Origin of the sequence: Gracilibacillus halotolerans, from assembly GCF_014206945.1 — a bacterium.
In the GTDB taxonomy this organism is placed as follows: Bacteria; Bacillota; Bacilli; order Bacillales; family Amphibacillaceae; genus Gracilibacillus; species Gracilibacillus halotolerans.
This window is the reverse complement of the sequence record NZ_JACHON010000004.1, coordinates 63,558-90,556: the sequence shown is the minus strand read 5'-3', so window position 1 is coordinate 90,556 and position 26,999 is coordinate 63,558. Positions and strand designations below refer to the sequence as shown.

The following is a 26,999-nucleotide window of genomic DNA, read 5'->3' as shown; positions in this document are numbered from 1 at the left end:
ACCAATGTAAATCAGAAAAGCAAGGTGGTGCCTTTTGATTAAAAGTTATTTGCAAAAAGGTTTAAAGACAATATGGAATTTTGTGAAACGTTATAAATGGTTAGCCGGCGCTATAATGGGAACACTATTGTTAGCTATTTTTGGGTATTTATTCATTATTTTTGGCGGCCGTTTTGTTATAGATGAAAAAGAACTTATCCTTCCTGTTGCTTCTAAAATAGAACTCGAGGATGGAACTGTTATTGGTAAAGTATATACAGAAAATCGTGATTATGTAACTCTTGGACAAATACCGGATCACGTAGAAAAAGCCTTCGTTATGTTGGAGGATAAAAGATTTTATGATCATGCCGGGGTTTCTTTTATTTCTGTAACTAGAGCCGTATACCGAGATATAATTTCCATGAGTAAAGAAGAAGGCGCTAGTACAATAACACAACAACTAGCGAAGAACCTATTTTTAACGAATGATAAGTCTTGGATGCGAAAAACAAAAGAAGTGATGGCTTCTATCTATTTAGAACAAAATTTCAGCAAACAACAAATATTGGAATTATATTTAAACGAGATTTACTTTGGACATGGGATATATGGAGTGGGTACGGCAGCTGATTATTTCTTCGGTAAAACAATAGAAGAATTGACGGTGGAGGAAGGTGCTTTACTAGCTGGAATGATAAAAGCACCAAATACGTATTCACCGTATCATGATATTGATAAAGCCAAATCAAGAAGAGATGTGGCACTTTCTCAGCTAGAAAAGGAAGGCTATATTTCAACGGAAGAACTATTAGAGCTTCAAGCAAAGTCTGTTAACGTAACTACTCAGGGAGAAGAGCGAGAATCTTGGATGGATGATTATTTTGCCTATGTTTTGGACGAGTTAAATAGTGTATATGGTTTAAATATAGACACGTTAAAACGCGGCGGCTATACGATAACCGTTCATATGGACGCTGATTTACAACAAATCGCCTATGACAGAATACAAGATGATGATTACTTTCATGGTTCCAATGAGGATATTAATACTGGTTTTGTACTAATGGATGAGCAAAGCGGGGCGTTGAAAGTACTAATTGGTGGCCGTGATTTTCAATCGGGAGTGGACCATCATATGTTACTCACTAGAAAGCAGCCTGGTTCTGTATTTAAGCCACTTGCAGTCTATGGTCCAGCTTTAGATACGGAGAAATTTACTGCCTATAGTATGCTCAAGGACCAAGATTTGGATTATGATGGTTACCGTGTTAGGAATGCGGACGGTACGTTTGAAGATGAAGTGCCATTATACGATGCAGTTGTAACGTCTAAAAATACATCCGCTGTTTGGTTATTGAATGAACTAGGCATCCCACTTTCGAAAAAATATTTAGAGGAGCTCGGTATGGCTATTGAGGACGACGGTTTGGCAATAGCTCTCGGTGGTTTAACTTATGGCGTAACTCCTATTCAGATTGCAGAAGGTTATCGTACGTTTATTCATTCAGGAAACTTTATAAAGTCGACGTCTATCCAACAAATTAGCGATCGAAATGGAGAAAACCTAGCCATACAAGATAGAGAAAATAAACGTGTGTTTCAGCAGCAAACTGCTTGGGACATGGTCCGAATGCTTGAAAAAACAGTGCAAGAAGGAACGGCTCAAGCTGGAGAATTTTCAAAAGCATTGGCAGGTAAAACTGGTACAACTGAACATCCAAATGGAGAAGGCAATGCAAAAGATGTATGGTTTGCTGGGTTTACACAAGATTATGTTGCGGTTAACTGGATTGGTTATGAAACAGCTAGCGATGATAATTATTTAACATCTGGTAGCAGTGAGCCTACTCGTTTAACGAAAGCTATTCTTTCAGATATAGATAAGCTACATCCACAAGCAGAGGAGTTTACATTACCAGATGATGTGGAAGATTTAAAAGAGCCGATTCGTTTGCCTGAAATTACCGATTTAACTGCAAAATTAAAATTTGGTGGCTATACAGTTATTCAAGCACAGTTAAACTGGAGTGCTTCCTCCGATGAGCGTGTTATTTACCGTATTTATAAAAAAGAAGAAGATGGTTCCCATACATTTCTTGGGGAAGTTCAAGGAGAAGGAGAATACACGTTGGATAGCTTTGGTCTATTAGCAACGGGTGAATATTTTATCATTCCTTATAATCCTTTCATTGAACAAAGTGGAACGCCGTCTAACACGGCAAAACTCTCCATTGACTTTTAAAAAATTAATAATTATAATTATTTTTTAGTTATAATAATTACAATTTAGTGAACAAAGCTCCAAAAAGCTATACATTAAAGCAGTTTATAGATAGAATGTTAAGTAATGAGCAGATAAAGGGTGAAGTTTAAATGACTGGGTTCAATGATACTATTTTAAGAGCGTTCCGTGGTGAAAAAACAGACTATACACCTGTATGGTATATGCGTCAGGCAGGGCGTTCGCAAGAGGAATATCGAAAATTAAAGGAAAAATATTCATTGTTCGAAATTACACATCAGCCAGAGCTTTGTGCCTACGTAACACGACTTCCTGTCGAAATGTATAACGTGGATGCAGCGATACTTTATAAAGACATTATGTCGCCTTTACCGGCTATTGGTGTAGATGTTGAAATAAAATCTGGAATTGGACCAGTAATCGATAATCCGATCACTTCCATACGTGATGTAGAGCGCTTAGGTACGATAGATCCTGAGGAAGATGTTCCGTATGTATTAGAGACGATTCGATTATTAACAAAGGAACAATTGAATGTGCCTTTAATTGGGTTTAGTGGTGCACCATTCACACTTGCGAGTTACATGATTGAAGGTGGTCCTTCGAAGAACTACCATAAAACAAAAGCTTTTATGTATAGTGAGCCACAAGCGTGGTTTAAGCTAATGGATAAGCTTGCGGACATGACAATTACATATGTTGCAGCACAAGTAAAAGCAGGCGCAAAGGCAATTCAAATCTTTGATTCATGGGTTGGTGCGCTAAACGAAGCGGATTACCGTACGTATATTAAACCGGTAATGGAGCGAATTTTTACCGAGTTAAGAAAAAATAATGTACCGCTTATTCTCTTTGGAGTAGGAGCGAGTCATTTAATTCAAGAATGGAACGATTTACCTGTTGATGTTCTTGGCTTAGACTGGAGACTATCGATTAAAGAAGCGAGAGAAATGGGGATTACGAAACCTTTACAAGGTAATTTAGACCCAGCTCTTTTACGCTCCAATTGGGAGATTGTCGAAGAAAGAGCGAAACAAATTATCGATCAGGGTAGAGAGCATCCGGCCCACATCTTTAACTTAGGGCATGGTGTGACTCCTGAGATTAAACCAGAGCGACTAAAGAAACTTACAGAATTAATACACAGTTATTCTAGGACTTAAGAAAGGATGAACAAGATGACGAAGAAAAAAGTAGGATTACTCGTAATGGCGTATGGTACTCCGTATGAAGAGGCAGATATCGAAAGGTACTATACACATATTCGTCATGGAAGAAAGCCATCACAAGAAGCATTAGACGATTTAACAGAAAGATATCGTGCAATTGGTGGGACTTCTCCACTAGCGGAAATTACGAAAGCCCAAGCAGAATCTTTAGAGAAAAGAATGAATGAAGTCCAAGATGAGGTAGAATTTGTTCATTACTTAGGATTAAAACATATTGAGCCTTTTATTGAAGATGGCGTGCAACAAATGGCAGCAGACGGTATTACAGAAGCTGTTTCTATCGTGTTAGCACCACATTATTCAACATTCAGTGTTAAATCTTATAATGGGCGTGCAAAAGAATCAGCAGAAGAGCATGGAATCAAACTTTGTTCTGTAGAAAGCTGGTACGATGCAGAAGGCTTTATTGATTATTGGGCAAATGCAATTATGGAAGAATATAATAAAGTAGACGATAAAGAGAAAGCTGTTCTCGTAGTGTCCGCGCACAGCTTACCTGAGAAAATTTTACAGCACGGTGACCCATATCCAGAGCAATTAAAAGAGACTGCAGATTTAATCCAGAAAAAAACGGGCATTACGAACGTAGAAATCGGTTGGCAAAGTGAAGGGAATACTCCAGATCCTTGGTTAGGTCCAGACGTTCAAGACTTAACGAGAGATTTACATGAACAAAAAGGCTATCAATCCTTTATTTATGCACCAGTTGGTTTTGTAGCAGATCATCTAGAAGTATTATATGACAATGATTATGAGTGTAAGGTAGTTTGTGATGAGGTAGGAGCGGCATATTACCGACCTGAAATGCCGAATACGAATGCTACTTTTATCGATACATTAGCAACAGTTACTTTAGATAAATATAAGGAGTGCTGATGACGTGAAAAGAGTTGTCATTGTTGGCGGTGGTATAGCGGGGCTTACTACCGCTTTTTATTTAAATAAAGCAATATCAGAAAATCAGTTAGATGTAGAAGTGAAATTGTTAGAAGCTAGTGATCGATTTGGAGGGAAAATCAACACTATAAAAAAGTCTGGCTTTACGATTGAGCGAGGCCCGGATTCCTTCTTAATTCGAAAGCCATCTGCAGAACGTTTAGCACGCCATGTTGGTTTAGGAGAGAAGCTTGTGAAAAATGGGACAGGGAAATCCTATGTGTTAAAAGGTGATAAGCTGTATCCAATGCCACAAGGTTCCTTCATGGGAATTCCAATTGATTTGGAAGCCTTTTTCGCATCGGACCTTCTTTCGGATGAAGGAAAAGCGCGTGTAAAACAAGAACTCACGATGGAAAAGAGTGAGCCAATGGCTGATCAATCTCTAGGTAAATTTTTTAAAAGACATTTTGGTGAAGAATTAGTAGAAAATCTAATCGAACCATTATTGTCAGGAATTTATGCGGGGGATTTGGATGAGTTGAGTCTGATGGCAACGTTCCCGAATTTCTATCAATTAGAACAGAAATACGGTAGTTTAATCAAAGGGTTACAAGATACGTTACCTCCTTCCAATCCAAATGCTAAAAAGGAAAGTAAGTTTTTTAGTATAGAGGGTGGATTAGAAGCATTAGTTAATGCGATAACCTCTGCAATTCAACCAGAAATCTTAAAGAAAAATGTAGCAGTGGAGCATATTGAATACACGCAAGACGGGTATCGACTAAATGTTACGAATGGAGAGGTGTATGAGGCGGATGCAGTTCTGTTTGCGACACCATATAATGTAACGAAAACTTTATTAGCGCCATATCTATCACTGCCTGGAGAAATGAAAGCTACTTCGGTTGCTAACGTTGCAATGGCGTTTGATTTAGACCAAATTAAAGATGAATTAGATGGTACTGGATTTGTTGTTTCAAGAAATAGTGATTATCGTATTACTGCATGTACGTGGACACACAAAAAATGGCCAGAAACAACAGTACCAGAGAACAAAGCTTTGCTACGCTGTTATGTGGGCCGACCTGGTGATGAAGAAATTATTCATTACTCTGATGAGGAACTAGAAGAATTTGTTTTAAATGATTTGAATAAAGTTATGAAAATAGAAGGGAAGCCACTCTTTTCTGTTGTCTCAAGATGGGAAGATGGTATGCCTCAATACTCTATTGGCCATCAAGAATTTGTTGGAGAATTAGAAGAGCAATTGGCAACGAAATTACCTGGTGTATTTGTTGCGGGTAGTTCATATCGTGGAATAGGAATTCCCGATTGTATTGATCAAGGAGAAGTAGCTACCGATAAATTGCTGGATTATATCCAAAATAAAGTGTGATAATCGTTTCCCTAAACGTATTTCATTAAAAGTGAATAACTTAGCTCATTACTTTTGTTTAACCTTAGCTAGAAAAAAGAAGCAGCCGATTAAGGCTGCTTCTATCGTCTTCTACATATATCTCGATTTTTTGGATGGGAATGTTCATCTAGCCCACGTGACAATGAGTTGATGAAGGAAATGAAAGAGATTAGGGTAAAAGACATAAACGTTACAAAGCAGGATGTCTAGCAGTTCATACAGAAAAATGACGATTACATGAATGGTCATTTTTCGGAATTTTCTGCTTCTTGCAGGAGTAAAGCATGTAACCTGCATGCGGATGTATTTGTATTGTATTATAACAAAATGTAAAAATCAAGACTTTGTATTAGTACAAAATAAAACCTTTTTCTCCGTATAACTATTTAAGTATTGAAGTAAAATAATGTGGATTTTTAAGAGAAGAGTCGTTCTAAATTCAACTTCCTAGCAAAGCTATCCTAATTTATTTATACTTGTGATAGAGGTTATAGGATAAAAAAAGGAGTGGAAGACGATGAAGTTTATTGATAACAAAGGGATTACAGATCCTAGAATAAATCTTGCGATAGAGGAATATGTTTTAAATAAGTTTGGTGAAAATGATACATATCTCTTATTTTATATAAATGAGCCTTCTATTATCATCGGTCGTAATCAAAACACAATTGAGGAAATCAATACAGACTACGTTGAAGATAAGGGAATACATGTCGTGCGTCGTCTCTCCGGTGGTGGAGCAGTTTATCACGATACAGGCAACTTGAATTTTAGCTTTATTACGAAGGATGATGGGGAGAGCTTTCATAATTTTGCTAAGTTTACAGAGCCGGTAGTAAAAGCGATGCAAAAGCTAGGTGTTCCTGCTGAGCTTCAGGGAAGAAACGACCTTGTCGCAAATGGAAGAAAAATATCTGGAAATGCTCAATTTTCAACAAAAGGTAGGATGTTTAGTCATGGAACGTTAATGTATGATTCAGAGATTGAAGAAGTGGTTCGCTCCTTACGAGTAAAAACAGAAAAGATTCAATCCAAAGGTATTAAGTCTATTAGAAGTCGTGTAGCTAATATTTCTGAGTTTATGGATGAAAAATTGACAATGGACGAGTTTAAAGCGCATATTCTACGACATATTTTTAATGTAGATGATGTAAACGATGTGCCACAATATGTTTTGACGGAAGAGGATTGGAGCAATATTCATGAAATTTCTGAAAATCGTTATCAGAAATGGGAATGGAATTTTGGTAAATCTCCGAAATCTAATGTTCAACAAACAAAGAAATTTGATGGTGGTTTACTAGAAGTTCGACTAGATGTACACAAAGGTATTATTGAAAATTGCAAAATTTATGGTGACTTTTTTGGCATTGGAACGATTGATGAATTAGAAGAGAAGTTGAAAGGTGTTCGCTATGATAGAGATGCGATAGCTGAAGCGCTAGCAGATGTAGACACCTCTCATTATTTAGGAAAGATTACAAAAGAAGAATTCTTACAGCTCGTGTATTAACAAACCAAACTCTCCTTATAAATAAGGAGAGTTTGTTATACTCTATAGCTTTGTCAGGAGAAAAATTATGAAAAAATGGCTCATCATCTACTTCATATATGTGATCGGTTTATTTCTCTATTTCTACTACGGCTATTCGCTAGAATCTTATGGAGATACACGTTATGGTGCCCTTTCACATGCTTTTTATTTTGCAATGTGGCCTCTTCGCTTATTGTTATTAGGCATGCTCTTAACGTATAAAAAATGGACGTTATGGTTACAGTCTATCTCCTCATTATTTTGGCAAACACTTCTATTTACACTATTATTTACGGTATTGGACTTTCTGTTCCATTTCCCTTATCGCTATATTTGGTATCGGATTACGATATCAGAAGGTATACGAACACAAAGCTTTTTCTCATGGTTAGGAGAAAATTTGTTGTCCGCTACACTGTTCGCGGTTACTTTGTTTGTCATTTTTATTTCCGTTCGTTACGTTATGCAACGTTTTCCTAAATACTGGGCAATGATTGTCTGGGGAGTGGCGATTCCAATTGTTTTACTAGTTGTTTTTGTGAAGCCAATCTGGATTGATCCGTTATTTGATCCATTTATAGAAATGGAAAATGGAGACCTTTATCATTCTATCGTTTCGATGACAGAGCAAGAAGGATTAGAGGATGTACAACTTTTTGTAGTAGAAAAAAGCAATAAAGTCACTACTTATAACGCCTATGTGACAGGGATTTTTCAACACGCGAGAATTGTGTTGTGGGATACGCTAATTGATGGAATGGAGAAGGATGAAATTCTTTTTATCGTTTCCCATGAAATTGCGCATTACTTATACAAACACGTTTACATAGGGACGGCTCTTTATGTTTTATTAAGCTTTCTTGTCCTATTGTTTTTGCAAAAGTGGAATACGACACGGGAACGAAAAAGTGATTTACATACGGTGATACGATTAATGGCAATGACAGTTTTACTATTACTCTTGATACAGCCTATCGAGCTTTTTGTATCTCGCCAAATGGAGTTAAGTGCCGACGATTATGCTATACAACATACGGAGAATTTAGAACCGGCATTACAAAGCTATGTGCAGCTTGCTATGCAATCGAAAACCGATATTTCCCCAGCCCCTTGGATTGTATGGTTACGCTCTACGCATCCACCTATCGGCACAAGAATAGAAAAAATAGAACAAGAAATGGAACGGAGATGGAAGGAAGAAAATCCACACTAGGGTACTCTGTCTTTGAACCGTTAGGATGGTTTCTTCCGTGTAATTAAATATTCTTCATCGGTGATATAAAAATCGATAATTGGATTTGGTCTTTCATCTAACAATTTGAGTTGCTCTAATTTATGATAGCTTACTCTTCGGTAAGGGTCATCATCTATAACAGGCAACTCTTTTTTTATGTCAACGTATTGATCGACGGCGCGTTGGATAGTATCAACGGCTACTGCAATATGTTTTTCTTCTTCTGGGAAAATTTCATACGTTTCCTTCGACATATAGTACTTCTCTTTTGGAACCGCTTTTAAAAAAGGTGCTAATAATTGATAATCTATTTCTAGATTATCTTGAATGATGATACCTAATGGTACGTTATCAGGAAGGTTCTTCCCATATTCACGTATAGCATCTCTTATTTCTTCATAGCTAATGGACTTTATAGGATATTTTTTATCCTCTTTTTTTCTTTTACGAAAAAACCACATGTATCCTGCCCTCCGACTTGAATCAAATCCTCTAAAAATGATCGACTGAATGAACCTATTCATCTAAATTGTATCAAATACTTGCTGATAAAAGCGAATAAGAGCGATTTCATTACAAAAAAGGCGAATTTCATTTCCCTTTCCAACATTTCTTGTTAGATTAAAGTTGCTTGAAAAAATCTATTTGGAGGGATCATTTATGGAAAAAACAGTGGTTATTAGCCCACATACGTTAGCAGTAGTTGGAGAGGAGTTGAATAACGGTCAATTTTATACGACGATTATGTCTTTTCACGAAGAGGATGACCAAGAGATTGATTTGAGTGCAAAAAAGGTAATGGACATCGCATGTAGAGAATTCGGTATTAGTCTAAGGGGACTAATTGAAGGTTCCAAAATGCTAAGTAGGATTACACATAAACCACCTATCGCAATTGATAGGGTAAGCGGAATGTACTTCTTCCCAACGGAGTCTCCTCAAAACCGTTCTTGTTCATGGATAGCGCACTCGCATGTGCTTGAATTAGAAAAAACAGAAAGAGGGACCAATATCATTTTCAAAAATGGCCGTGAGTTATTTGTCCCCGCCTCCTACCACACAATTATTAATCAGTTATATCGCACCGCGCAATTCCGTTATTTACTAACTAATAAAATGGAAGATATATGGAACGAGCATGAGTATGTATCCGAATCCACTTGGCTCCATCCAGCGTATACAAGAAAAAGACAAATAAGGCGACTAAATTATCATTCCATCCCTACAGACGACAATCAGATAAAAGAGTAAGGGACCTAGGTTTGTGGTATATCCTCTTTATGGTCATACAGAGTGGTAGCTGCACGTCCAGCAAGCTCCTCGATAATTACTTCTACTTTTTTACGAATTGCAGGATTAAAATAATTTCTTTTTTCTTCTTTCCCTTTGCAAATAAATAAATACGACGTAAATGCCTCGTTCTTTTCATCTAAGAGTACTTGTAATCTTTCTTTTTTCATTTCTTTTCGTAAATGCCTACGCTCTTCCGTAGCTAGTCTCTCCATTTGTTCTAATAACCGAATATAGAATTCATTAATCTTAAAAGGGGAGAATTTCCGAATTTTTTCTAAATCTTGTTGTATAACAAGCAAGGCCATAGAAAGAAATAAGAATCGTGATGCTAATTTCCACTCATGCTCTGTCAAATATCTCATCCGTAACTCCACCTTTCGTAATAGGAACGTATGTTCTAGTATATGCAGAATTCTTAAAAAAATCAACCAGATAAATAAAAAGTTGACAGGGAATAAAAGGAAGGCATAGAAATTTTAAAAATAATAAAGCTATTAGCCAAGAGCGACGCTACTATTTCCTAATACCGTGCAATTGTTGTACATTAAAGAGAGTTAGTATTAGGAAATTCACGAAAAAAATATTAAAATAGAAAGAAAGAAGTTTGTTTCGTGAATTGAAGGGGCTAGGACATTTATGCATCTATTCCAAATTTCCAATTTAGAAAATATTGATATGGATGAAATTAAACAGCTAATTGAAGCGAATGAATATGATCAGCTTGTTACTTTCTTACTAAAAAGCTATGAGAGTCTAGGTCCAATTCCTGGCTTTTTACTACCTTTTTTAGAAGCATTTCTACCTTTTCTTCCGCTGATTGTCTTTGTAATGACCAATGTTGCTGCATACGGTTTGTTAAAAGGCTTTTTGCTCTCATGGGCGGGGGCGAGTACAGGTGGAATCGCAGTATTTCTACTTGTACGACGTTACCGTCATCTCAAATTTTTACGATGGATTCACAAAAATAAACAAGTTCAGCGTGTAACGGGTTGGTTAGAACGACATGGATTTGGTCCACTATTTCTTATGCTCTGTTTTCCATTTTCGCCTTCCGCGATTATTAATTTAGTTGCAGCTCTTTCGAGTGTAGGGATTTACCAATTCGTTCTTGCTGAATTATTAGGAAAAGCAGTCATGATTTTTATTGTGTCCTATGTTGGTGATAGTCTTGCATCATTTGCACAGAACCCTGTAAAATCCATTGTTGTTGCGATTATCATTGTTGTGCTATGGTTTGCAGGTAATTACATGGAAAAAAGATTACAATCGAGAGAAAAAATACAAAAATGAGGTAGGAAGGTCTGTGATACTCCTTTGTAAACAGGCCTTCTTTCTTTAGGTTTAGAGTGGAAAGGTGCAACTTCCCCTCAGAACAAACGTTTGTTATAATAGTATATAAGTATTTAATGAAAGCAGGTGTAATAATTGCTTCGTTTCGTTATTGGAAGTGCTACAGCAAATAAAAGTGAACAGTGCCTTCTTGAAATAAAACAAATGTTGAAGGCTTCCCCACAAGGCCCACCCATTATCTATTTAGTTCCAGAACAAATGACATTCCAACAGGAGTATGCGCTTTTGAAGGATGAGGATCTCAATGGTTCCATTCGTGCACAAGTATATAGCTTTACTCGTCTTGCTTGGCGGTTAATGCAATTAACAGGTGGGGCAACGAAAAAATTCATTACTTCATCAGGTATCCAAATGATGTTAAGGAAGATTATAGAAGAACGGGATAAAAGTGAATGGAAGATATTTAAAAAGGCTATCGAAAAACAAGGGTTTGTCGAGCAATTAGAAACAATGATTACAGAGTTTAAGAGGTATTGTGTTACACCAGAAATGGTACACGAACAGTTATCCGAAATGGAGACATACCAGCATTTAACACTTCAAGAACGAGCCTTACAAGAAAAATTAGATGATTTAGTATATATATATGAACAGATGACGATTGCTTTAGAGAAAAATTATATCGACAGTGAGGATCAACTTAGGATACTTGCTGAAAAGCTAGAGGATTCCGATTTCTTACAAGATACTAGTGTTTATATAGATGGGTTTCATCAATTTACACCGCAAGAACTTTTAGTAATAGAGGCTATGTTAAAAAATGCAAAAGAAGTAACAGTTACATTAACAATAGATTCCATTGATCAACAAGTAGAATCACCTCTCGATTTATTTTATCAAACACATGAAACATATGAGCAGTTAATGGAGCTTGCACGAAAGTGGAATATATCTAGCGAAGTGGAGACGATAGAGAATAGCGGAAAAATCCACCCAGCGTTCGTGCATATCGATAAACATTTTGATGAGCGACCAGCAAAACCATATTCCGAGCATGCTCCGGTAAGGATTGCAGAAGCGATTCATCCGCGAGCAGAAGTTGAAGGTGCGGCACAGGAAATTGTTCGACTTGTACGCGATCATGGTTATCGTTATCGAGACATCGCGATTTTATTGCGTGAACCTGACGTCTATCATGATTTAATAACAACGATATTTACGGATTATCGTATTCCGATATTCGTAGATGAGAAAAAAACAATGCTCAATCATCCATTAATAGAATCGATCCGTTCTTTGTTAGATGTGATTGAAGGAAATTGGCGATATGACGCGGTGTTTCGACTGTTAAAAGCAGGATTTATACCGGAGGGACAAGGAGACTATCGGTTAACACAAGACGCTATTGATGAATTAGAGAATTATGTATTAGAATACGGAATTCGAGGAAGAAATCGTTGGTTCTCAGAGGAGCCTTGGATATTTCAACGTTTCCGTGGATTTGAACAAAGTGTCCAAACAGATCGTGAAAGAGATACTCAAGAACGAATCAATGCTTACCGAGAAAAAGTACGGGATGCATTGGAAGAAATAGATGAAGCTTTAAGAAGTGCTGAAACGATTCGAGAAAAAGCAATCGTATTGTTTCAATGGTTAGAACAAATACATGCTCCGGAACGATTGGAATCAATTCGTGAAAGTTACGATGAAGCAGGAAGAGGAGAAAAAGCGAGAGAACAGGACCAAGTATGGGACGCGATTATTCAGCTATTAGAAGAGTTAACGGAAATAGCAGGAAAAGAAACAGTGAGCATTTCAAAGTTTCGTAATATTATGGAAGCAGGTTTCGAAACACTTTCTTTTTCCCATGTACCACCAAGCTTAGACCATGTCGTAGTAGGGTCTATTGACAGATCAAGAATGAGCGGGATACGATGTGCGCTTCTATTAGGGGTTAACGAAGGTACTTGGCCAATGAAACAAGGCGACGATGGATTAATGAGTGAAGACGAACGAGCCTTGTTAGAGGAGCATGGAATTAAGATAGCGGAGGGAAGCAAGCGAAAGCTATTAGATGATTGGCTCTATGTTTATTTGGCCTTTACGCTACCGACTGATTACTTATGGATAAGTTACCCAATTAGTAATGAAGAAGGGAAACAAAAGATTGCTTCCTCTGTTATTAAACGAATAACAGAATTATGTCCAGTTCAGGAAGATGTGATATCTCTACAAGATCCTGAAGAGATGATTCATGCTGAGCGTTTTGTTACTACTCCAGAAAAAACAAGAGGCGCCTTAACAGCTCAATTATCTAGAAAGTTACGAGGTTATCCTATCCATCCTATATGGGATTATGTATTGAATTGGTATTTAGAGAGAGACACACACAGGTTAACAAATCAGAATGTCCTACAAAGTCTCTTTTATGAAAATAAACCAAGTAATCTTTCCGAACAAGTTGTACAAGAAATGTACCCAAAAGAAATAAAAGCAAGTATTTCTCGATTAGAGATGTACTACCGTTGTTCTTATCAGCATTTTGCAAGATATGGACTTGGATTAGAGGAAAGGCCAATATATAAATTAGATGCGCCGGACGTCGGACAACTCTTCCATGAGGCGTTACGACAAATAACGGATTGGATTAGAAAAGAGAGGAAGCAATTTGCTGACTTAGATCAAACCACTTCCCAACAATACGCTAATCGTGCGATGAGACAGCTTGCTCCAATATTACAGAACCAAATTTTGCATAGCTCAAATCGCTATAAGTATATTCAACAAAAGCTTGAAAATGTAATTGCTCGTGCTACGTATGTTTTGAGTGAGCAAGCACGCCAGACACATTTTGCACCGGTTGGTTTAGAAGTGGAATTTGGATTTCCAAATAAGCTAGAGCCATTACGTGTTACTTTGCCAAACGATTATGAACTTGTTTTACGAGGAAGAATTGATCGAGTAGATCAGGCACTTATCAACGATCATTTATATTTACGGATTGTGGATTACAAATCCAGCTCCACTGGTTTGAATTTGACGGAAGTTTATTATGGACTAGCTTTACAGATGTTAGCTTATTTAGATGTTGTCTTAAAAAACTCAGAGCAGTGGCTAGGACAGCAAGCTTCCCCAGCAGGAGTACTATACTTTCATGTTCATAATCCAATGCTTTCAGCAAATGAAAAATGGTCGGAAGAAAAGATAGAAAAAGAACTTTTCAAGAAATTTAAAATGGACGGGTTATTAACAGAAGATACAACTTTAATTAAGCACATGGATACAACCCTTGAGAGTGGAAGAAGTAATATTATTCCTGCAGGTATCGGAAAAACAGGCCAATTTTATAAAGGATCACGAGTTACATCAGAGGATAACCTGACAAAATTACAGGATTATATCTATGACTTAATGAAGCAAGCAGGGCTTTCGATAAGTAACGGAGAGGTAGAGTTAAACCCGTATCAGAAGAAACAACAGACTGCCTGTACTTTCTGTTCTTTCCGTTCTGTATGTCAATTCGATCCGACACTAGAAGAAAATGAGTATCGTAGACTGCAAGATTTAAAAGACGAGGAAGTTATCCAACGAATAGGAGGGAATGAATAATGCCGCAATGGACAAAAGAACAAGAAGAAGCTATTTATGAATCAGGAAAAAATATTCTTGTAGCTGCAGCTGCAGGCTCAGGAAAAACAGCAGTATTAGTAGAGCGGATTATTCAAAAACTTCTTCATGCGGATAAGCCGATTGATATTGATACATTGCTTGTTGTAACATTCACCAATGCAGCGGCTCAAGAAATGAGGAACAGAATTGGTGAAGCATTAGAACAGGCGCTAGAAGAAAATCCAACGTCTTTACATTTGAAAAAGCAGCTTGCTCTGTTGCAACATGCGTCGATTTCCACTCTGCACTCGTTTTGTATGGAGCTAGCTCGTAAATACGCATATCAAATCGATATTGATCCTAAGTTCCGTATTGCAGATGAACTAGAAGCAGATATGATTAAGCAAGAGGTGCTAGAGGAACTTTTTGAAAACTGGTATGGCGAGGAATCGGAAGAGGAACGGGATGCTTTTTATGCAGTGGTGGAACGTTTCTCTAATGACCGAAATGATATCGAAGTGGAATCCCTGTTATTGAAATTATACGAATTCTCCATTCAGCATCCAAATCCCGAGAAATGGTTGGATGAATTAGCAGAGGTTTACCATGTGGACGAAGACACGCCAGAGGAACAGCTAGGCTGGCTGGAGAAATTAAAACAAGAAATTAGAATGCAGTTAGATTTAATAGAAGGTCAACTATCCAAAGCAATAAACATCGCTCGAGAAAGTGATGGACCATCTCAATATCTAGACGTGTTAGAATCAGACTGTAACATGCTTGCTCAAGCTCGAGAAACAATTGGACAATCATGGGAGGAGACTCGGACCTTCTTCCAAGGAACTACATTTAAAGCACTATCCCGAAAAAAGACAGAATGTAGTGAAGAGAAGAAGGAAGAAGTTAAGGCAATCCGTGATAAAGTGAAGAAAAGATGGAACAAAATAAAAGAAGAAAACTTTACACGAAGCCTTACACAGCAGCTACAAGACATGAGAACTTTATATCCAGTCATTCAACATCTAGTAAAAATGATAAAAGCTTTCCAGCAAAACTACCAAGCTGCTAAAAAAGAACGTGGTGTAGTAGATTTTACTGATTTGGAGCACTATGCACTAGAAATCCTGTTAGAGGATAGGGAAAGTTTGCAGCCTTCTCGCGTGGCAGTAGAATTACAGCAACGTTATACGGAAGTAATGGTAGACGAATATCAGGATACAAACTTAGTTCAAGAAACGATATTGCTATCTATATCAGATCAGACAGATCAAGGAAACATGTTTATGGTAGGTGACGTGAAGCAAAGTATCTACCGCTTCCGTCATGCTGACCCGTCGTTATTCATTCATAAATATAATCAGTTCTCTTACCCAGATAATCCTGGCTATCGAATTGATTTAGCAAAGAATTTTCGTAGCCGAAACGAAGTGCTTCAGGCAGCCAACTACATTTTTCGCCAACTATTTGATGAAGAAGCTGGCGATATTGTATACGATGAGGACGCTGAACTGAAATATGGAAATAAGATGTATGACGAAGCTGTAATAAATGACTTAGAGATTGAGTTACTTTTATTAGATCGAGAAATGCAAGAAGAGGATCGAGAAGACTACACAGACGATGAGCTAGAAAGTATGGAAGATTTAGAAAAAGCCCAAATTGAGGCTCGAGCATATGCAGAGAAAATTAAACAGTGGATTGGCTCACAGGAAAATGAACCAGCGATGGTAATGGACAAGCAGACAGGCAGATTACGTCCTGCCAATTACCGTGATATGGTGATTTTACTTCGTTCCATGAAATGGGCACCTACAATTATGGAGGAATTCAAACGCCAAGGAATTCCCGTGTATGCAGAATTATCTACGGGTTATTTTGCGGCAATTGAAATACAAGTAATGATAAGCTTGCTTAAAACAATTGATAATCCTAGACAAGATATTGCTTTAGCATCTGTACTAAAGTCTCCGATTGTTGGCATCAATGAAAATGAATTAGCAGAAATACGCTTAGCTAAAAAAGGTGCTCCGTTTTACGATGCTTTAAAGGAATATATGAAATCCAATCATCATGAAGAAGTTGAAGCATTTTTGAAAAGTCTTGAAAACTGGCGACAGGAAGCAAGACAAGGAGAATTGTCTAGTTTAATTTGGAGAATCTATCAGGAAACAGGCTACTATGATTTCGTTGGTGGTATCCCAGGTGGACGACAAAGACAGGCGAACTTAAGAGCATTATTTGACCGAGCGAAAAGCTATGAAGCTACATCCTTCAGAGGCCTATTCCGATTTCTTAGATTTATCGAGAGAATGGAAGAAAAGGGCGAAGATTTAGGAGCAGCAAAAGCTTTAGGTGAGGAAGAGGATGTAGTCCGACTCATCACCATTCACAAAAGTAAAGGTTTAGAATTTCCTTTTGTAATTGTAGGTGGATTGGATAATCAATTTAATCAACAAGATATTCGCCAGAAGTATTTACTTCATAAAGAGTATGGGTTTGCTACAAAGTATATTGATCCAGTAACTCGAATTATTTATCCAACTTTATTTTATCAAGCAGTAAAAAAAGAGACACAACGGGAAATGATTGCAGAAGAAATGCGAGTTCTTTATGTAGCCCTTACACGTGCAAAGGAACGACTCGTTCTAGTAGGTAATATTGCTTCTTTTGAAAAGAAGAAAAAAAGATGGGAAGATATTATTCATCATGATGATTGGGTTCTACCATCTCACTATCGATTGGAATCCGTCTCGTATTTAGATTGGATAGGTGCAGCTCTGGCACGCCATCAACAAGGGGAACTACTTCGGGACGGAGAGCATCTAACCATCAAACGTGATATTGTGGAAGATGCTTCTGAATGGAAGATTCAGCGAGTGCAAAGTAATAAGTACCAAAAAGTTGAAGAAGAAAATCGTCAGACGCAAGAAAAACTAAAGGAAGCTATCGAAGAATGGAAACCAGTTCCTTTGGAAGATAGTGATACAAAAATAGAGGCAGAGCGAAGATTGACCTATCAATATCGCTATGAAGATGCGGTGTTTTATCGAGCTAAACAGACAGTTACAGAGTTAAAGCGGCAATATGAAATGAAGGACGTGTACAGTGACCAACAAATAATAGATGCTTTTCGTACACCGATTCAAAAAAGACCTCGTTTTATTCAAGAAGAAGCAAAACTAACGAAAGCAGAGATTGGGACAGCGATGCATACAGTCATGCAGCATTTACCATTTGACCGTCAATGGAAAGTGAACGATTTACAAGAGTTTGTATCATCCCTACAAGTTAGAGAGATTTTAACCGAACAAGAAACAGAGGTTATCGACTTACAATCTATTGAACAATTTTTTGCTACGGACATTGCCCAACGCTTTATTAATGCTTCACAAATAGAGAAGGAAATTCCGTTTAGTATTACACTACCAGCAACAGAAGTGTATCCACAATGGAGAGATGGGGAAGAGGAAAGGATCTTTCTACAAGGGGTTATTGACTGTGTAATGAAAACCGAAAACGGAATCGTTCTAGTAGATTACAAAACAGATCAAATCAATGAAACGATAACTGAAGAAACGAAAGCTAAGCTAATGGAACGGTACCAAATTCAAATCAATCTATATGCAAAGGCACTTGAGTCCATTTGGAAACAACCCGTTATCGAGAAGTACTTATACTTCTTCGACAAAGGACTATTAATAAAAAGTTAGGCAAAAACAGCGGTAATTTAAAACACCGCTGTTTTTCTATACATATAAAACATCCCTGAACCTCAAAATCGGATAACTCATTTGAACATTAGATTACAGGACGTCAACATCGGATAACTCACTTGAACATCAGATAGCGAGACGTCAAAATCAGATAACTCGCTTGAACATTAGATTACAGGACGTTAAAATCGGATAACTCACTTGAACGTTAGATAAAAGAAAAATAGACGCTCACTTTCAATAAAGATATCCTAATCCAACATTGCTGCCTCTGAATCCCGTGTTAAACGTACGAATCGAATGTTGAGAGCTAGAATCGAATGTTAAGAGCAAGAATCCAACGTTACATTCCTCTTATCCAATATTCCGGTTGTTACAAACTATAAAGACTGAATTCGTATTTTGAATTCAGTCAAAAAAATTTACGCATTGCCGCCCATAAGTTGATCTACAGCGTCGGGATTAATGGCATTTGTAATATTAAAACCTGTGTTGGTGTTTAAGAAGTCACCAGTATTATTGGCACCTGCTCCAGAAGCAGATTTTGAGGAACTTTTTGGTGATAAGTAAAAGCTATCTCCAAAGTTAATAACTCCTCCACCAACACTATTAATTTTAATTGGTCCAACAATCGAAGGCATGTTTCCTTCACATCCTTTTTTCATAAGATAAGGAAGTAATGATATCCAGAATGAATTTGTTTAAATTCCGTGCTTACGCTTTCTAACTTTTGATAGTATCCGTTAGGAATGATCGTTAGAATGAACAAGTCGTATATGCTTCGTGCGTGCTAAGGAGTTTACGTGAGAAGTATTTCCAACATGAATGATAGAGGAAGCAGATACACCTAAAACGTCTACTTTACGAATTTTAATATCACTCGCATGGAAATGGTCCCCATCTATTATATTTGTGCGAATCTTAGGCAGAAGTTTTGTTTGAAAAATAGGATACCGATCCCAAGCGAATCCTAAATCACTTGGAGGTTGCCCAGATTTTTGAACGGCTAAGATATCTGCTGAAGGCTTCACGCTACGGCTATCTCCAATTTGAACAATCGAGCTAAAGCTAACTGTCTCCACATCCAAGTATCGAATCCTAGTTGCTCGCTTATCCATCCTGAGCTCCTATTTGAACGTCACTTTGAACAACTTCATTGTTACCAAGAACAATATACGATTCAGGTGGTGTATCAAAAAGAGACTGAAGTTCTACAACGTGACTGTCTCCTATAACAAAAAGAGAGGAACCTGACACGCTTGAAACATATATATTACCGACAGAAAGCTCATGATTATATACATTGTATTTCATTTAATCCTCTCCTATTAAGCTAATGATTATGAAACCACTTATCTATACCTTTCTCGATCTCCTGAATAATAGAATCTGTAATCTTTTCTTCATTGAAACTGATCCTATCATAGGACTTTAAATGGAATGCGACTCTTTCCTTTAACTGACTCTGGACGTCATCTAAAAGTATTCGACGTTGCTCATCAGTTAGAGGGTGTTTATATTTTTCCTCTAAATGTTTGATAAAGGATGATAAATGATTTTCTGTATATTCTTGGAGATCCTTCTCAATCTGTGAGGACGGATCATTGGTTGGTGTAGGGACAGTGAATTCGTCTAACTGCTTTAACTGTTCAGGGGAGAGTCCGATTTGCAGCATGCCATCTAGCTGTTCTATTTTTAATTGATCAAAATTATACTCTATCTTTTCTATTGATGTTCTTCGTGATTCCTGATTTTCTAATTGATCAATTCTTGTTTGTAGACTCTCTATATTTTGATTTAAGATGATAATCTGCTGCTCTAATTGTTTCATATAGTGAAGAAGTAATTGATAATCCACATACATACCCCCTTAATCACTCAAGAAATCTCTAGGAAAAAGTATTAAGCAAACGACGACAAAGGAACAAGTGGGGGAGTGGAAGAAATAGTCGCTTCCATAGCTGGCTCTTTAAATTGGCCAGTGTTATATTGCTCGGAGAGAGCTGTGAAATTCCCAGTACTACCGATTTGTAAAATCGATGAGTTTGAAATGTTTTCCACCTTCAGAAAATGGATTTGAATAGATTGATGAACAGTAATTGATGCCATGTTCTCACCTTCTGTTTATCTTAGTATTGTTTGATCAAATTTGTCATCATCAACGATTGTTGTCTGTGCATGATTTAATCGGACCTGCATACCGTTTCCTGTATTGAAAGAGCCTCCACCAGCAAAGGTCTTTGATTGTGTATACGGCTCCATTTTATAAACATCGCCAATATGAAAAATACTAGAGGATCCAATCGTATTAATTTTCACTGCTCCTACAAATCCTGGCACATGAATCATCCTCATAAAAGATGTCTTTTGTTATTATCTTATGACCAAATATTTAATTGGTGAAGTACATATTATTATTTGTTAAGTAGGAAGAAATTGGCTACAATAAATCTATAAAGATATTAGGGGGAAGGGAAATGCAAGAGTTACAACCACTTACGGTTTCCAAACGTCTACCGTGGATAGACACTGCAAGAGGGTTCGCTATTCTAGGAATATTTTTAGTAAATATCGCTACATTTAATAGTCCATATTTTCTTTATGGTGATGGACAAAATATGTGGGGTCCGAACCAATCTACGCTTTGGCAAAGTATAATTGATATTTTTGTACAAGCAAGTTTTTACTCACTATTTTCCTTTTTGTTTGGTTTCGGTATGTATATCATTTATAGCAACTTACAGGCTAAACAAATAGAAAAACCGAACACGATATTAGTTAAACGCCTATTCATTTTGTTAGGTATCGGTATGATACATGCCTTCTTAATTTGGCACGGAGATATTTTAATAAGTTACGCGATCATTGGTTTCTTATTGCTATTATTTATGAAGCAAAGTAATACAAGTTTACTAGTTTGGAGTTTGTGTCTCATGCTTATCCCAACTGTTATGTTGTCAGCATTGTTGTTCCTTGCTACTGCACTGGCACCAAATGAAAGCTTGATTCAGCAAGCAGCTGTTGAGGCGTCCTTTCAAAATTATGGTAATGGCTCATGGGGAGACATACTAGGGCAGAATATGACAGATTGGTTGTATGCGAATAATCCATTTCAGTTGTTTTTTATTATTTGTAACTTACTTCCCATCTTTTTATTGGGACTTATGTTTGCACGTAATAAATGGTTGCATGATATTCAAGGAAATAAAAAGTTTTTAATGAAAATTTGGCTGATTACACTTGGATTATTTATTCTGTTTAAAGCAGGACCATATGCAATTGGAAATCCGTTCTGGTTTAGCTTGTTCCAAGATAGTATTGGTGGTACAGCATCGGCCATTTTTTACTGTATAAGCATTGCTTTTATTTATTCTTATGCTAAGCAATTCTTTGATCTCATTGGAAATGTTGGAAAAATGGCTCTGTCCAACTATCTATTCCAATCCATTATTAGTGTGTTCTGTTTTTATTCGATTGGTTTAGGTTGGTATGGAGAGCTTTCTATGGAGCAAACATTAGTTTTCGTACTTGTTGTTTACATCCTTCAAGTCATTTTAAGTACGTTATGGTTAAAACGATTTGAGCGGGGACCAGTAGAATGGATTTGGAGACGTTTAATATATGGTAAACCAATACCATTTATAAGAAAAGATAAGCTGGCTAGCTGAGATTCATGACAGTTGTATGAACAGCAGGGATAAAAAATGAAATGTTAACAAGGACATGGTATGATAGACCAAGGAAAAGTAGGAAAGGTGGCTAATTGTTAATGACACATTTACACGTTACTGCATGGGTACTAGGAGTTATTTTACTGATCGTTTCCTATGTCATGTATAAGAAGGGTAATAAAGCAGGTAAAATCTTGCATATGGTTTTACGACTAGATTATCTACTGATTCTTTATACGGGTGGAGATTTATTTGCAGAATATGCGAGAGAAGGATTTCCGTTCTTAGGAGAGCTTATCGTTAAAGGAATAGCCGGCTTATGGGTTATCGCTGCGATGGAAATGATATTAGTAAAAACATCGAAATCTAAACCAGCAAAGAGTTTCTGGATTCAATTTGTTATTGCGTTCCTTATTGCAGTAATTCTTGGATTCTTCCGTTTACCTATGTAATTACAAATACCTCAGTTAAGAGATGGAATGACCTCTTACTGGGGTATTTTTTTAATGTCCTTAGCTTGTTTGCACAAAATAGTAGGTCACTTTTCTGGTCATTTATCATACATTAATAAAGGAAAAACGAGAAGGGCGGGATGGAAATGAGCGGTATAGCAGGATGGATAGACTTTTCCCGACATATTCCCAGCTATTATAGAACGGTAGAAAATATGACAAATACATTAGCACATCGAGGACCCGATGATACCAATTTTTATTTTGATCAGCATGTTGGATTGGGTTATAAACGTCTGGCAATTGTTGATCGTGATGGTGGACGACAACCGATGAGTGTCAAAAATGATACAAATCAATACATTATTGCATTCAATGGCGAGATTTATAATGCGCCCTCACTACGCGATGAGTTGCAAAGACGAGGCTGGTCATTTGAATCAGTTTCGGATACAGAAGTGCTATTAAAGGCTTATATAGAATGGGGAGCAGATCATTTAGAGCACTTAAATGGCATCTTTAGCTACGCAATTTGGGATGAAGCAAAAGAACAGCTTTTCTTAGCTCGTGATCGATTAGGAGTTAAACCGCTATTCTATTCCTTATATCAGAACGGTATATTAATCGGTTCAGAAATTAAAGCGATACTCGCGCATGATGATATAAAAGCAAAGATTGATTCCGAAGGTTTAACAGAACTATTTGCTGTAGGCCCATCTAAATCACCGGGCAGTGCGGTATTTTCAGGAATACAAGAATTAAGAGCAGCACATTTCGCTATTTTTAACAAAAATGGCTTAGTGACGAGACGTTATTGGAATGTCAAAAGTGAAGAACATGTAGATGGGGTTGAAGAAACAGCAGAAAAAGTGAGACACTTATTGATTCGAGCGGTTGAGTCACAACTGGGAGCAGATGTACCAGTTGGAACCTTTCTATCCGGTGGGGTTGATTCAAGTGCAATAAGCTCAATCGTAAATACGTATCGTAAAGCAAACAATCTTGAACGATTACAAACATTTTCAATTGATTATGAAGATAACGAAAAACACTTTAAAAAGAGTGGCTTTCAACCAAACCAAGACAAAGATTATATTAAGAAAATGGTAGAATATTTAGGGACAGAGCATTTTAATTATGAGCTTAATCATGATACATTACAATCATTGCTAGAGGATGCAGTTTATTATCGTGACTTACCAGGTATGGCCGACGTTGACTCCTCCTTATTATGGTTTTGTCAGCAAACTAGTAAAGAAGTGAAAGTGGTTTTATCGGGTGAGGGAGCAGATGAAATATTTGGTGGATATCCTTGGTTTCATCGAGAAGAAGATTTAAAGGGAGAAGGGTTTCCATGGATACGTTCATCCGATGAGAGACAGCAATTACTACGTCAAGATTTACGAAATGACTTAGATTTGGAAGGATATGCAAAAGAAAAGTACCAAGAAACAATTCAAGAGACACCATTATTGGCAAGTGAAACACCAGAACAAGTGAAACTCCGCCAAATGTTCTATTTGAATATGCATTGGTTTATGCCTACACTTTTGGATCGAAAAGATAGAATGAGTATGGGAGCGGGTATAGAAGCTCGAGTACCGTTTGGGGACCATCATTTAGTGGAGTACGTTTGGAATATTCCTTGGGAAATAAAAATGTATAACGACCGAGAAAAGGGTATTTTACGTAAAGCGATGGAAGGAATTTTACCAGACGAGGTTCTGTATCGCAAAAAGAGTCCATACCCAAAAACACATCATCCAGGCTACACAAAAGCTGTCGTAGCATGGCTTGATAACATCATAAATGATAAAGAGTCCCGCTTGTTTGAGCTTTTGGATAAAGATAAGGTGGCCCGATTGGTACATTCTGGGGCTGAGAGTTATAAAATCCCTTGGTATGGTCAATTAATGAGTGGACCACAATTGTTGGCACATTTAGGACAGATTGATTTTTGGTTACGAAAATACAATGTCACAATAGAAAAATAATCCAGACGGTCTGAACCTAGAAATTAACAGGTTCGGACTTTTCTATTTGAAAGCAGAACGGCGCTCCTGTAAACTAATGGAAGAGAAGAAGTATTCATAAAGCTTTTCTATGTCTAGCTTCTACGCCGCCCTCTCGAGGTCAGACAACGTCAATCCTTAGATGGTGAGCAAGGCGCTAGGCAAGTTGTCTTTACGACTTGGAATCGGACATTACTTCCTTCACTAAATTGTAACGGAATCGCGTTGACTTTTATTTTTCATAACGGATAATAGTAATAGGACATACTTTAGAGAAAACGAAGGAGATATTTATGGGTCACATTAAAAAGATAATTTGCTTAACGATGATTGGATTTTTGCTGTTTTCCCCGCAATTATTAGCGGTTGATGAATGTTCAGATGAACAATTCTATTACATACTTGTAGATCGGTTTGTTAATGGAAGTAGTGACAATGATATTGAGATAGATATTAAAGACCCAAAGGCGTTTCATGGTGGAGACATACAAGGGATTACCAACAGTTTAGATAAGCTCGGAGGTATTTCAGCGATTAACCTAAGTCCAATCATGAAAACTGATACGTATCATGGATACACAACGATGGATCATCAGACAATTGATGAGCGTTTTGGAACAGTCACAGATTTGCAGAATTTAGTAGAAGAAGCACATGAAAAAGATATCAGGGTTGTGCTAGACTTTGTACTGACTCACGTTTCTCCTGACCATCCATGGGCTAATGAAAATAGTGAGTGGATTAACGGAACATTATCGAATCATTGGGGCGACAATTTGCCTAAATTGGACACAAATAATCCAGAAGTTCAAAAGTATATAATAGAGACAGCGATTCATTGGATGAATGTAGCTGGAATTGATGGTTTTCACTTTTATGTAGATGAGACGACACCTACCTTGCTAATTGAAGAGCTACAAACTCGTCTAAAGGCAGAGAATAAAGAAGCAATCGTAATAATGGATGGAGCTTCTTCGACTTGCTCAATGAATCATGATTTCCAGGAGAAAACTGTAGATACTTTACAACATGCAGGAGAATCACTTTTACCAGTTCTTGAACAAATCCAAGCTGACGAAACAGAATCTGTCTATTATTTGGATTCTCCTACTACGACAAGGTTTGCTTTTGAATCAAACAAGGCAGGTTATCACCCGGTTACTAGGTGGAAATTGGCAACTACTTTTATCTACACACTACCTGGTTCGTCTATGATTTATCAAGGAACAGAGGTACCGATGGATAGTGGTGTAGAAGAACCTGATCATCGAGTAGCAGAATTAAATAAAAAAGACGAAGAGCTCGAAGAACATTTAGACAAATTAATTAATATTGTTTCTATATCAGATGCTATGCAAAACGGGCAATTAGAAATAGTTGGTGAAATTGATGGCATGGTAGTTTATAAGCGATTCACCGAGGAAGAGACAATGTATATTGCAATTAACAATGATGTGGAAACCAAAATGCTAGAAATTGATGATATATCTGAAGAATTACAATTGCGAGGCCTATTAGAAGACGATATCGTAAGGAAACAAGATGATGGTACACATAAAATCATCTTAGATCGTGAATCAAGTAATATATTCATCATGGAAAACAATACAGGTATTAATTGGTTGTTTTTATTGCCGATGGTATTCGTGCTTGTCGGATTTGTATGGGTTATCGTTCGATTAGAGCGTCATAATAAAAAAGCAAAACAACAACAAGGATAACTAATCGAATGAGACTAAGACAGAAGTAATTTTCATAATACAAAATTCGAATGTTATACTAACGCCAAGTCAAAATACTTCGCTTTTACCCATAGGGTATAAGTCAACATCTGTGCAAGAAATAACACTTGCACAGTGTTTCCTATACCTCGGCAACGCCTCAACTAATTACAAAAGTTATATAAAAACTTTAGTTTGTGATGTTCAGCGAATAACGCAACGTCCTGTTGCAACGCCGAACTGAATTACATCCTGTAATCCCTCGGCTGTTGCTTTTCCTGCAGGAGTCTTGTATTTTGACTTGGCTATTTATATCATTTCTATGATTTAGTTGGATGTTCGTGCTATTTTTTTGTCTCGGCCTGAAAGGCCTATCGAATGATTCTCCTCTGCACCACATTTACTCACTGATTCTAAAAGGATCCCTTATTGTTTTTTTCCTGTAAACGGATCAAACTCTTCGAATATTGTTAATTGGCCCGTCATGTAATCTTCTTTGAGCTGATTCCTAATAAACCACAGCACCAAAACTTGCGATTTCCGTATTTATATTTGAGATTGGCGTGACGATCCAATTACACTACTTTTCCCTATTAAATATCCCATAGATTGAGATACGCTTAATATCGAGGGCATACTTACTAACATGTGTATATGATCTCAACATACATTTACCTCAAGTATAGTGCTTTGCGTTCGCATAAATCGAGAGGCTGGGAAA

Annotated in this window: 22 protein-coding genes and 1 pseudogene; 14 read left to right on the top strand and 9 right to left on the bottom strand. The window is 37.2% G+C overall.

All coding sequences use genetic code 11. The features are described from left to right. The first annotated feature begins 34 nt into the window (after positions 1 to 34). From GGQ92_RS07100 to GGQ92_RS07075, 6 genes are all read left to right on the top strand, one after another. Entirely contained in the window at positions 35 to 2,224 is a 2,190-nt protein-coding gene (locus GGQ92_RS07100) for a transglycosylase domain-containing protein (protein WP_246384169.1), read from the top strand. A 131-nt stretch (positions 2,225 to 2,355) separates the two neighbouring features. Then, entirely contained in the window at positions 2,356 to 3,387 is a 1,032-nt protein-coding gene (hemE, locus tag GGQ92_RS07095; protein ID WP_184246244.1) for a uroporphyrinogen decarboxylase, read from the top strand. 15 nt (positions 3,388 to 3,402) lie between these two features. Further along, complete coding sequence (gene hemH / locus GGQ92_RS07090) at positions 3,403 to 4,329, top strand: ferrochelatase (protein WP_184246241.1); 927 nt, start codon at positions 3,403 to 3,405, stop codon at positions 4,327 to 4,329. Between the two features lie 4 nt (positions 4,330 to 4,333). Then, on the top strand, positions 4,334 to 5,728 hold the full coding sequence (gene hemY / locus GGQ92_RS07085) for a protoporphyrinogen oxidase (RefSeq protein WP_184246238.1): 1,395 nt from the start codon (positions 4,334 to 4,336) through the stop codon (positions 5,726 to 5,728). A 538-nt stretch (positions 5,729 to 6,266) separates the two neighbouring features. Then, a complete protein-coding gene (gene lplA / locus GGQ92_RS07080) occupies positions 6,267 to 7,262 on the top strand; it encodes a lipoate--protein ligase (protein WP_184246235.1) in 996 nt (331 codons plus the stop codon). Between the two features lie 67 nt (positions 7,263 to 7,329). Further along, a complete protein-coding gene (locus tag GGQ92_RS07075; RefSeq protein ID WP_184246232.1) occupies positions 7,330 to 8,496 on the top strand; it encodes a M48 family metalloprotease in 1,167 nt (388 codons plus the stop codon). Positions 8,497 to 8,516: 20 nt separating this feature from the next. On the opposite strand, the gene GGQ92_RS07070 is transcribed toward GGQ92_RS07075, so the two are convergent. Then, on the bottom strand, positions 8,517 to 8,978 hold the full coding sequence (locus tag GGQ92_RS07070) for a DUF3939 domain-containing protein (RefSeq protein WP_184246229.1): 462 nt from the start codon (positions 8,976 to 8,978) through the stop codon (positions 8,517 to 8,519). Between the two features lie 199 nt (positions 8,979 to 9,177). Between GGQ92_RS07070 and GGQ92_RS07065 the strand changes: the two genes are divergently transcribed. Continuing rightward, positions 9,178 to 9,768 (top strand): competence protein ComK, encoded by a 591-nt coding sequence (locus GGQ92_RS07065; RefSeq protein WP_184246226.1) that lies wholly within the window; start codon positions 9,178 to 9,180, stop codon positions 9,766 to 9,768. A gap of 5 nt (positions 9,769 to 9,773) precedes the next feature. Here the strand turns inward: GGQ92_RS07065 and GGQ92_RS07060 are convergent, their stop codons facing one another. After that, entirely contained in the window at positions 9,774 to 10,172 is a 399-nt protein-coding gene (locus GGQ92_RS07060) for a YhjD family protein (RefSeq protein WP_184246223.1), read from the bottom strand. Between the two features lie 274 nt (positions 10,173 to 10,446). Between GGQ92_RS07060 and GGQ92_RS07055 the strand changes: the two genes are divergently transcribed. From GGQ92_RS07055 to addA, 3 genes are all read left to right on the top strand, one after another. Further along, positions 10,447 to 11,100, top strand: a complete 654-nt coding sequence (locus tag GGQ92_RS07055) for a TVP38/TMEM64 family protein (protein ID WP_184246220.1) — start codon at positions 10,447 to 10,449, stop codon at positions 11,098 to 11,100. Positions 11,101 to 11,235: 135 nt separating this feature from the next. After that, positions 11,236 to 14,709, top strand: coding sequence for a helicase-exonuclease AddAB subunit AddB (addB, locus tag GGQ92_RS07050; RefSeq protein WP_184246217.1), 3,474 nt, complete (start codon positions 11,236 to 11,238; stop codon positions 14,707 to 14,709). Next, positions 14,709 to 18,419 (top strand): helicase-exonuclease AddAB subunit AddA, encoded by a 3,711-nt coding sequence (addA, locus tag GGQ92_RS07045; RefSeq protein ID WP_184246214.1) that lies wholly within the window; start codon positions 14,709 to 14,711, stop codon positions 18,417 to 18,419. Before addB ends, addA begins: the two co-directional genes overlap by 1 nt. Before the next feature lie 425 nt (positions 18,420 to 18,844). Here addA and GGQ92_RS07040 read toward each other — a convergent pair whose 3' ends face one another. From GGQ92_RS07040 to GGQ92_RS07015, 6 genes are all read right to left on the bottom strand, one after another. Beyond that, positions 18,845 to 19,063: a spore germination protein gene (locus GGQ92_RS07040; protein WP_184246211.1), complete on the bottom strand. Its 219-nt coding sequence runs from the start codon at positions 19,061 to 19,063 to the stop codon at positions 18,845 to 18,847. A gap of 102 nt (positions 19,064 to 19,165) precedes the next feature. Beyond that, positions 19,166 to 19,540: a spore germination protein GerPE gene (locus tag GGQ92_RS07035; RefSeq protein WP_184246208.1), complete on the bottom strand. Its 375-nt coding sequence runs from the start codon at positions 19,538 to 19,540 to the stop codon at positions 19,166 to 19,168. Continuing rightward, positions 19,533 to 19,736, bottom strand: coding sequence for a spore gernimation protein GerPD (locus GGQ92_RS07030; RefSeq protein WP_184246205.1), 204 nt, complete (start codon positions 19,734 to 19,736; stop codon positions 19,533 to 19,535). The genes GGQ92_RS07035 and GGQ92_RS07030 overlap by 8 nt, the downstream gene beginning before the upstream one ends. Positions 19,737 to 19,755: 19 nt before the next feature. Further along, positions 19,756 to 20,280 (bottom strand): spore germination protein GerPC, encoded by a 525-nt coding sequence (gene gerPC / locus GGQ92_RS07025; protein WP_184246202.1) that lies wholly within the window; start codon positions 20,278 to 20,280, stop codon positions 19,756 to 19,758. A gap of 44 nt (positions 20,281 to 20,324) precedes the next feature. Next, on the bottom strand, positions 20,325 to 20,531 hold the full coding sequence (locus tag GGQ92_RS07020) for a spore germination protein GerPB (protein WP_184246198.1): 207 nt from the start codon (positions 20,529 to 20,531) through the stop codon (positions 20,325 to 20,327). 15 nt (positions 20,532 to 20,546) lie between these two features. Beyond that, positions 20,547 to 20,762 carry a spore germination protein gene (locus GGQ92_RS07015; protein WP_184246195.1) on the bottom strand — a complete coding sequence of 72 codons (216 nt, stop codon included), beginning with the start codon at positions 20,760 to 20,762 and terminating at the stop codon, positions 20,547 to 20,549. A 137-nt stretch (positions 20,763 to 20,899) separates the two neighbouring features. On the opposite strand from GGQ92_RS07015, the gene GGQ92_RS07010 reads away from it, so the two are divergent. From GGQ92_RS07010 to GGQ92_RS06995, 4 genes are all read left to right on the top strand, one after another. Then, the gene (locus GGQ92_RS07010) at positions 20,900 to 22,090 is read left to right on the top strand and encodes a DUF418 domain-containing protein (protein WP_184246192.1); all 1,191 of its coding nucleotides are present in this window, start codon (positions 20,900 to 20,902) and stop codon (positions 22,088 to 22,090) included. A 101-nt stretch (positions 22,091 to 22,191) separates the two neighbouring features. Beyond that, a complete protein-coding gene (locus GGQ92_RS07005; protein ID WP_184246189.1) occupies positions 22,192 to 22,545 on the top strand; it encodes a YisL family protein in 354 nt (117 codons plus the stop codon). Between the two features lie 146 nt (positions 22,546 to 22,691). Next, entirely contained in the window at positions 22,692 to 24,539 is a 1,848-nt protein-coding gene (gene asnB, locus GGQ92_RS07000) for an asparagine synthase (glutamine-hydrolyzing) (protein ID WP_184246186.1), read from the top strand. A gap of 311 nt (positions 24,540 to 24,850) precedes the next feature. After that, the gene (locus GGQ92_RS06995; RefSeq protein WP_184246183.1) at positions 24,851 to 26,278 is read left to right on the top strand and encodes an alpha-amylase family glycosyl hydrolase; all 1,428 of its coding nucleotides are present in this window, start codon (positions 24,851 to 24,853) and stop codon (positions 26,276 to 26,278) included. Positions 26,279 to 26,704: 426 nt separating this feature from the next. On the opposite strand, the pseudogene GGQ92_RS06990 reads toward GGQ92_RS06995, so the two are convergent. Next, positions 26,705 to 26,938, bottom strand: a pseudogene (locus GGQ92_RS06990) (transposase); the annotation flags it as partial. Positions 26,939 to 26,999 lie beyond the last annotated feature (61 nt).

Coding starts and splice junctions, on each gene's coding strand:
- hemE (WP_184246244.1), top strand. CDS start 2,356: ATGACTGGGTTCAATGATACTATTTTAAGAGCGTTCCGTGGTGAAAAA.
- asnB (WP_184246186.1), top strand. CDS start 22,692: ATGAGCGGTATAGCAGGATGGATAGACTTTTCCCGACATATTCCCAGC.
- GGQ92_RS07040 (WP_184246211.1), bottom strand. CDS start 19,063: ATGCCTTCGATTGTTGGACCAATTAAAATTAATAGTGTTGGTGGAGGA.
- lplA (WP_184246235.1), top strand. CDS start 6,267: ATGAAGTTTATTGATAACAAAGGGATTACAGATCCTAGAATAAATCTT.
- GGQ92_RS07055 (WP_184246220.1), top strand. CDS start 10,447: ATGCATCTATTCCAAATTTCCAATTTAGAAAATATTGATATGGATGAA.
- GGQ92_RS07070 (WP_184246229.1), bottom strand. CDS start 8,978: ATGTGGTTTTTTCGTAAAAGAAAAAAAGAGGATAAAAAATATCCTATA.
- hemH (WP_184246241.1), top strand. CDS start 3,403: ATGACGAAGAAAAAAGTAGGATTACTCGTAATGGCGTATGGTACTCCG.
- GGQ92_RS07020 (WP_184246198.1), bottom strand. CDS start 20,531: ATGGCATCAATTACTGTTCATCAATCTATTCAAATCCATTTTCTGAAG.
- GGQ92_RS07005 (WP_184246189.1), top strand. CDS start 22,192: ATGACACATTTACACGTTACTGCATGGGTACTAGGAGTTATTTTACTG.
- addA (WP_184246214.1), top strand. CDS start 14,709: ATGCCGCAATGGACAAAAGAACAAGAAGAAGCTATTTATGAATCAGGA.
- GGQ92_RS07065 (WP_184246226.1), top strand. CDS start 9,178: ATGGAAAAAACAGTGGTTATTAGCCCACATACGTTAGCAGTAGTTGGA.
- GGQ92_RS07010 (WP_184246192.1), top strand. CDS start 20,900: ATGCAAGAGTTACAACCACTTACGGTTTCCAAACGTCTACCGTGGATA.
- GGQ92_RS07060 (WP_184246223.1), bottom strand. CDS start 10,172: ATGAGATATTTGACAGAGCATGAGTGGAAATTAGCATCACGATTCTTA.
- GGQ92_RS07075 (WP_184246232.1), top strand. CDS start 7,330: ATGAAAAAATGGCTCATCATCTACTTCATATATGTGATCGGTTTATTT.
- GGQ92_RS07035 (WP_184246208.1), bottom strand. CDS start 19,540: ATGGATAAGCGAGCAACTAGGATTCGATACTTGGATGTGGAGACAGTT.
- GGQ92_RS07030 (WP_184246205.1), bottom strand. CDS start 19,736: ATGAAATACAATGTATATAATCATGAGCTTTCTGTCGGTAATATATAT.
- GGQ92_RS06995 (WP_184246183.1), top strand. CDS start 24,851: ATGGGTCACATTAAAAAGATAATTTGCTTAACGATGATTGGATTTTTG.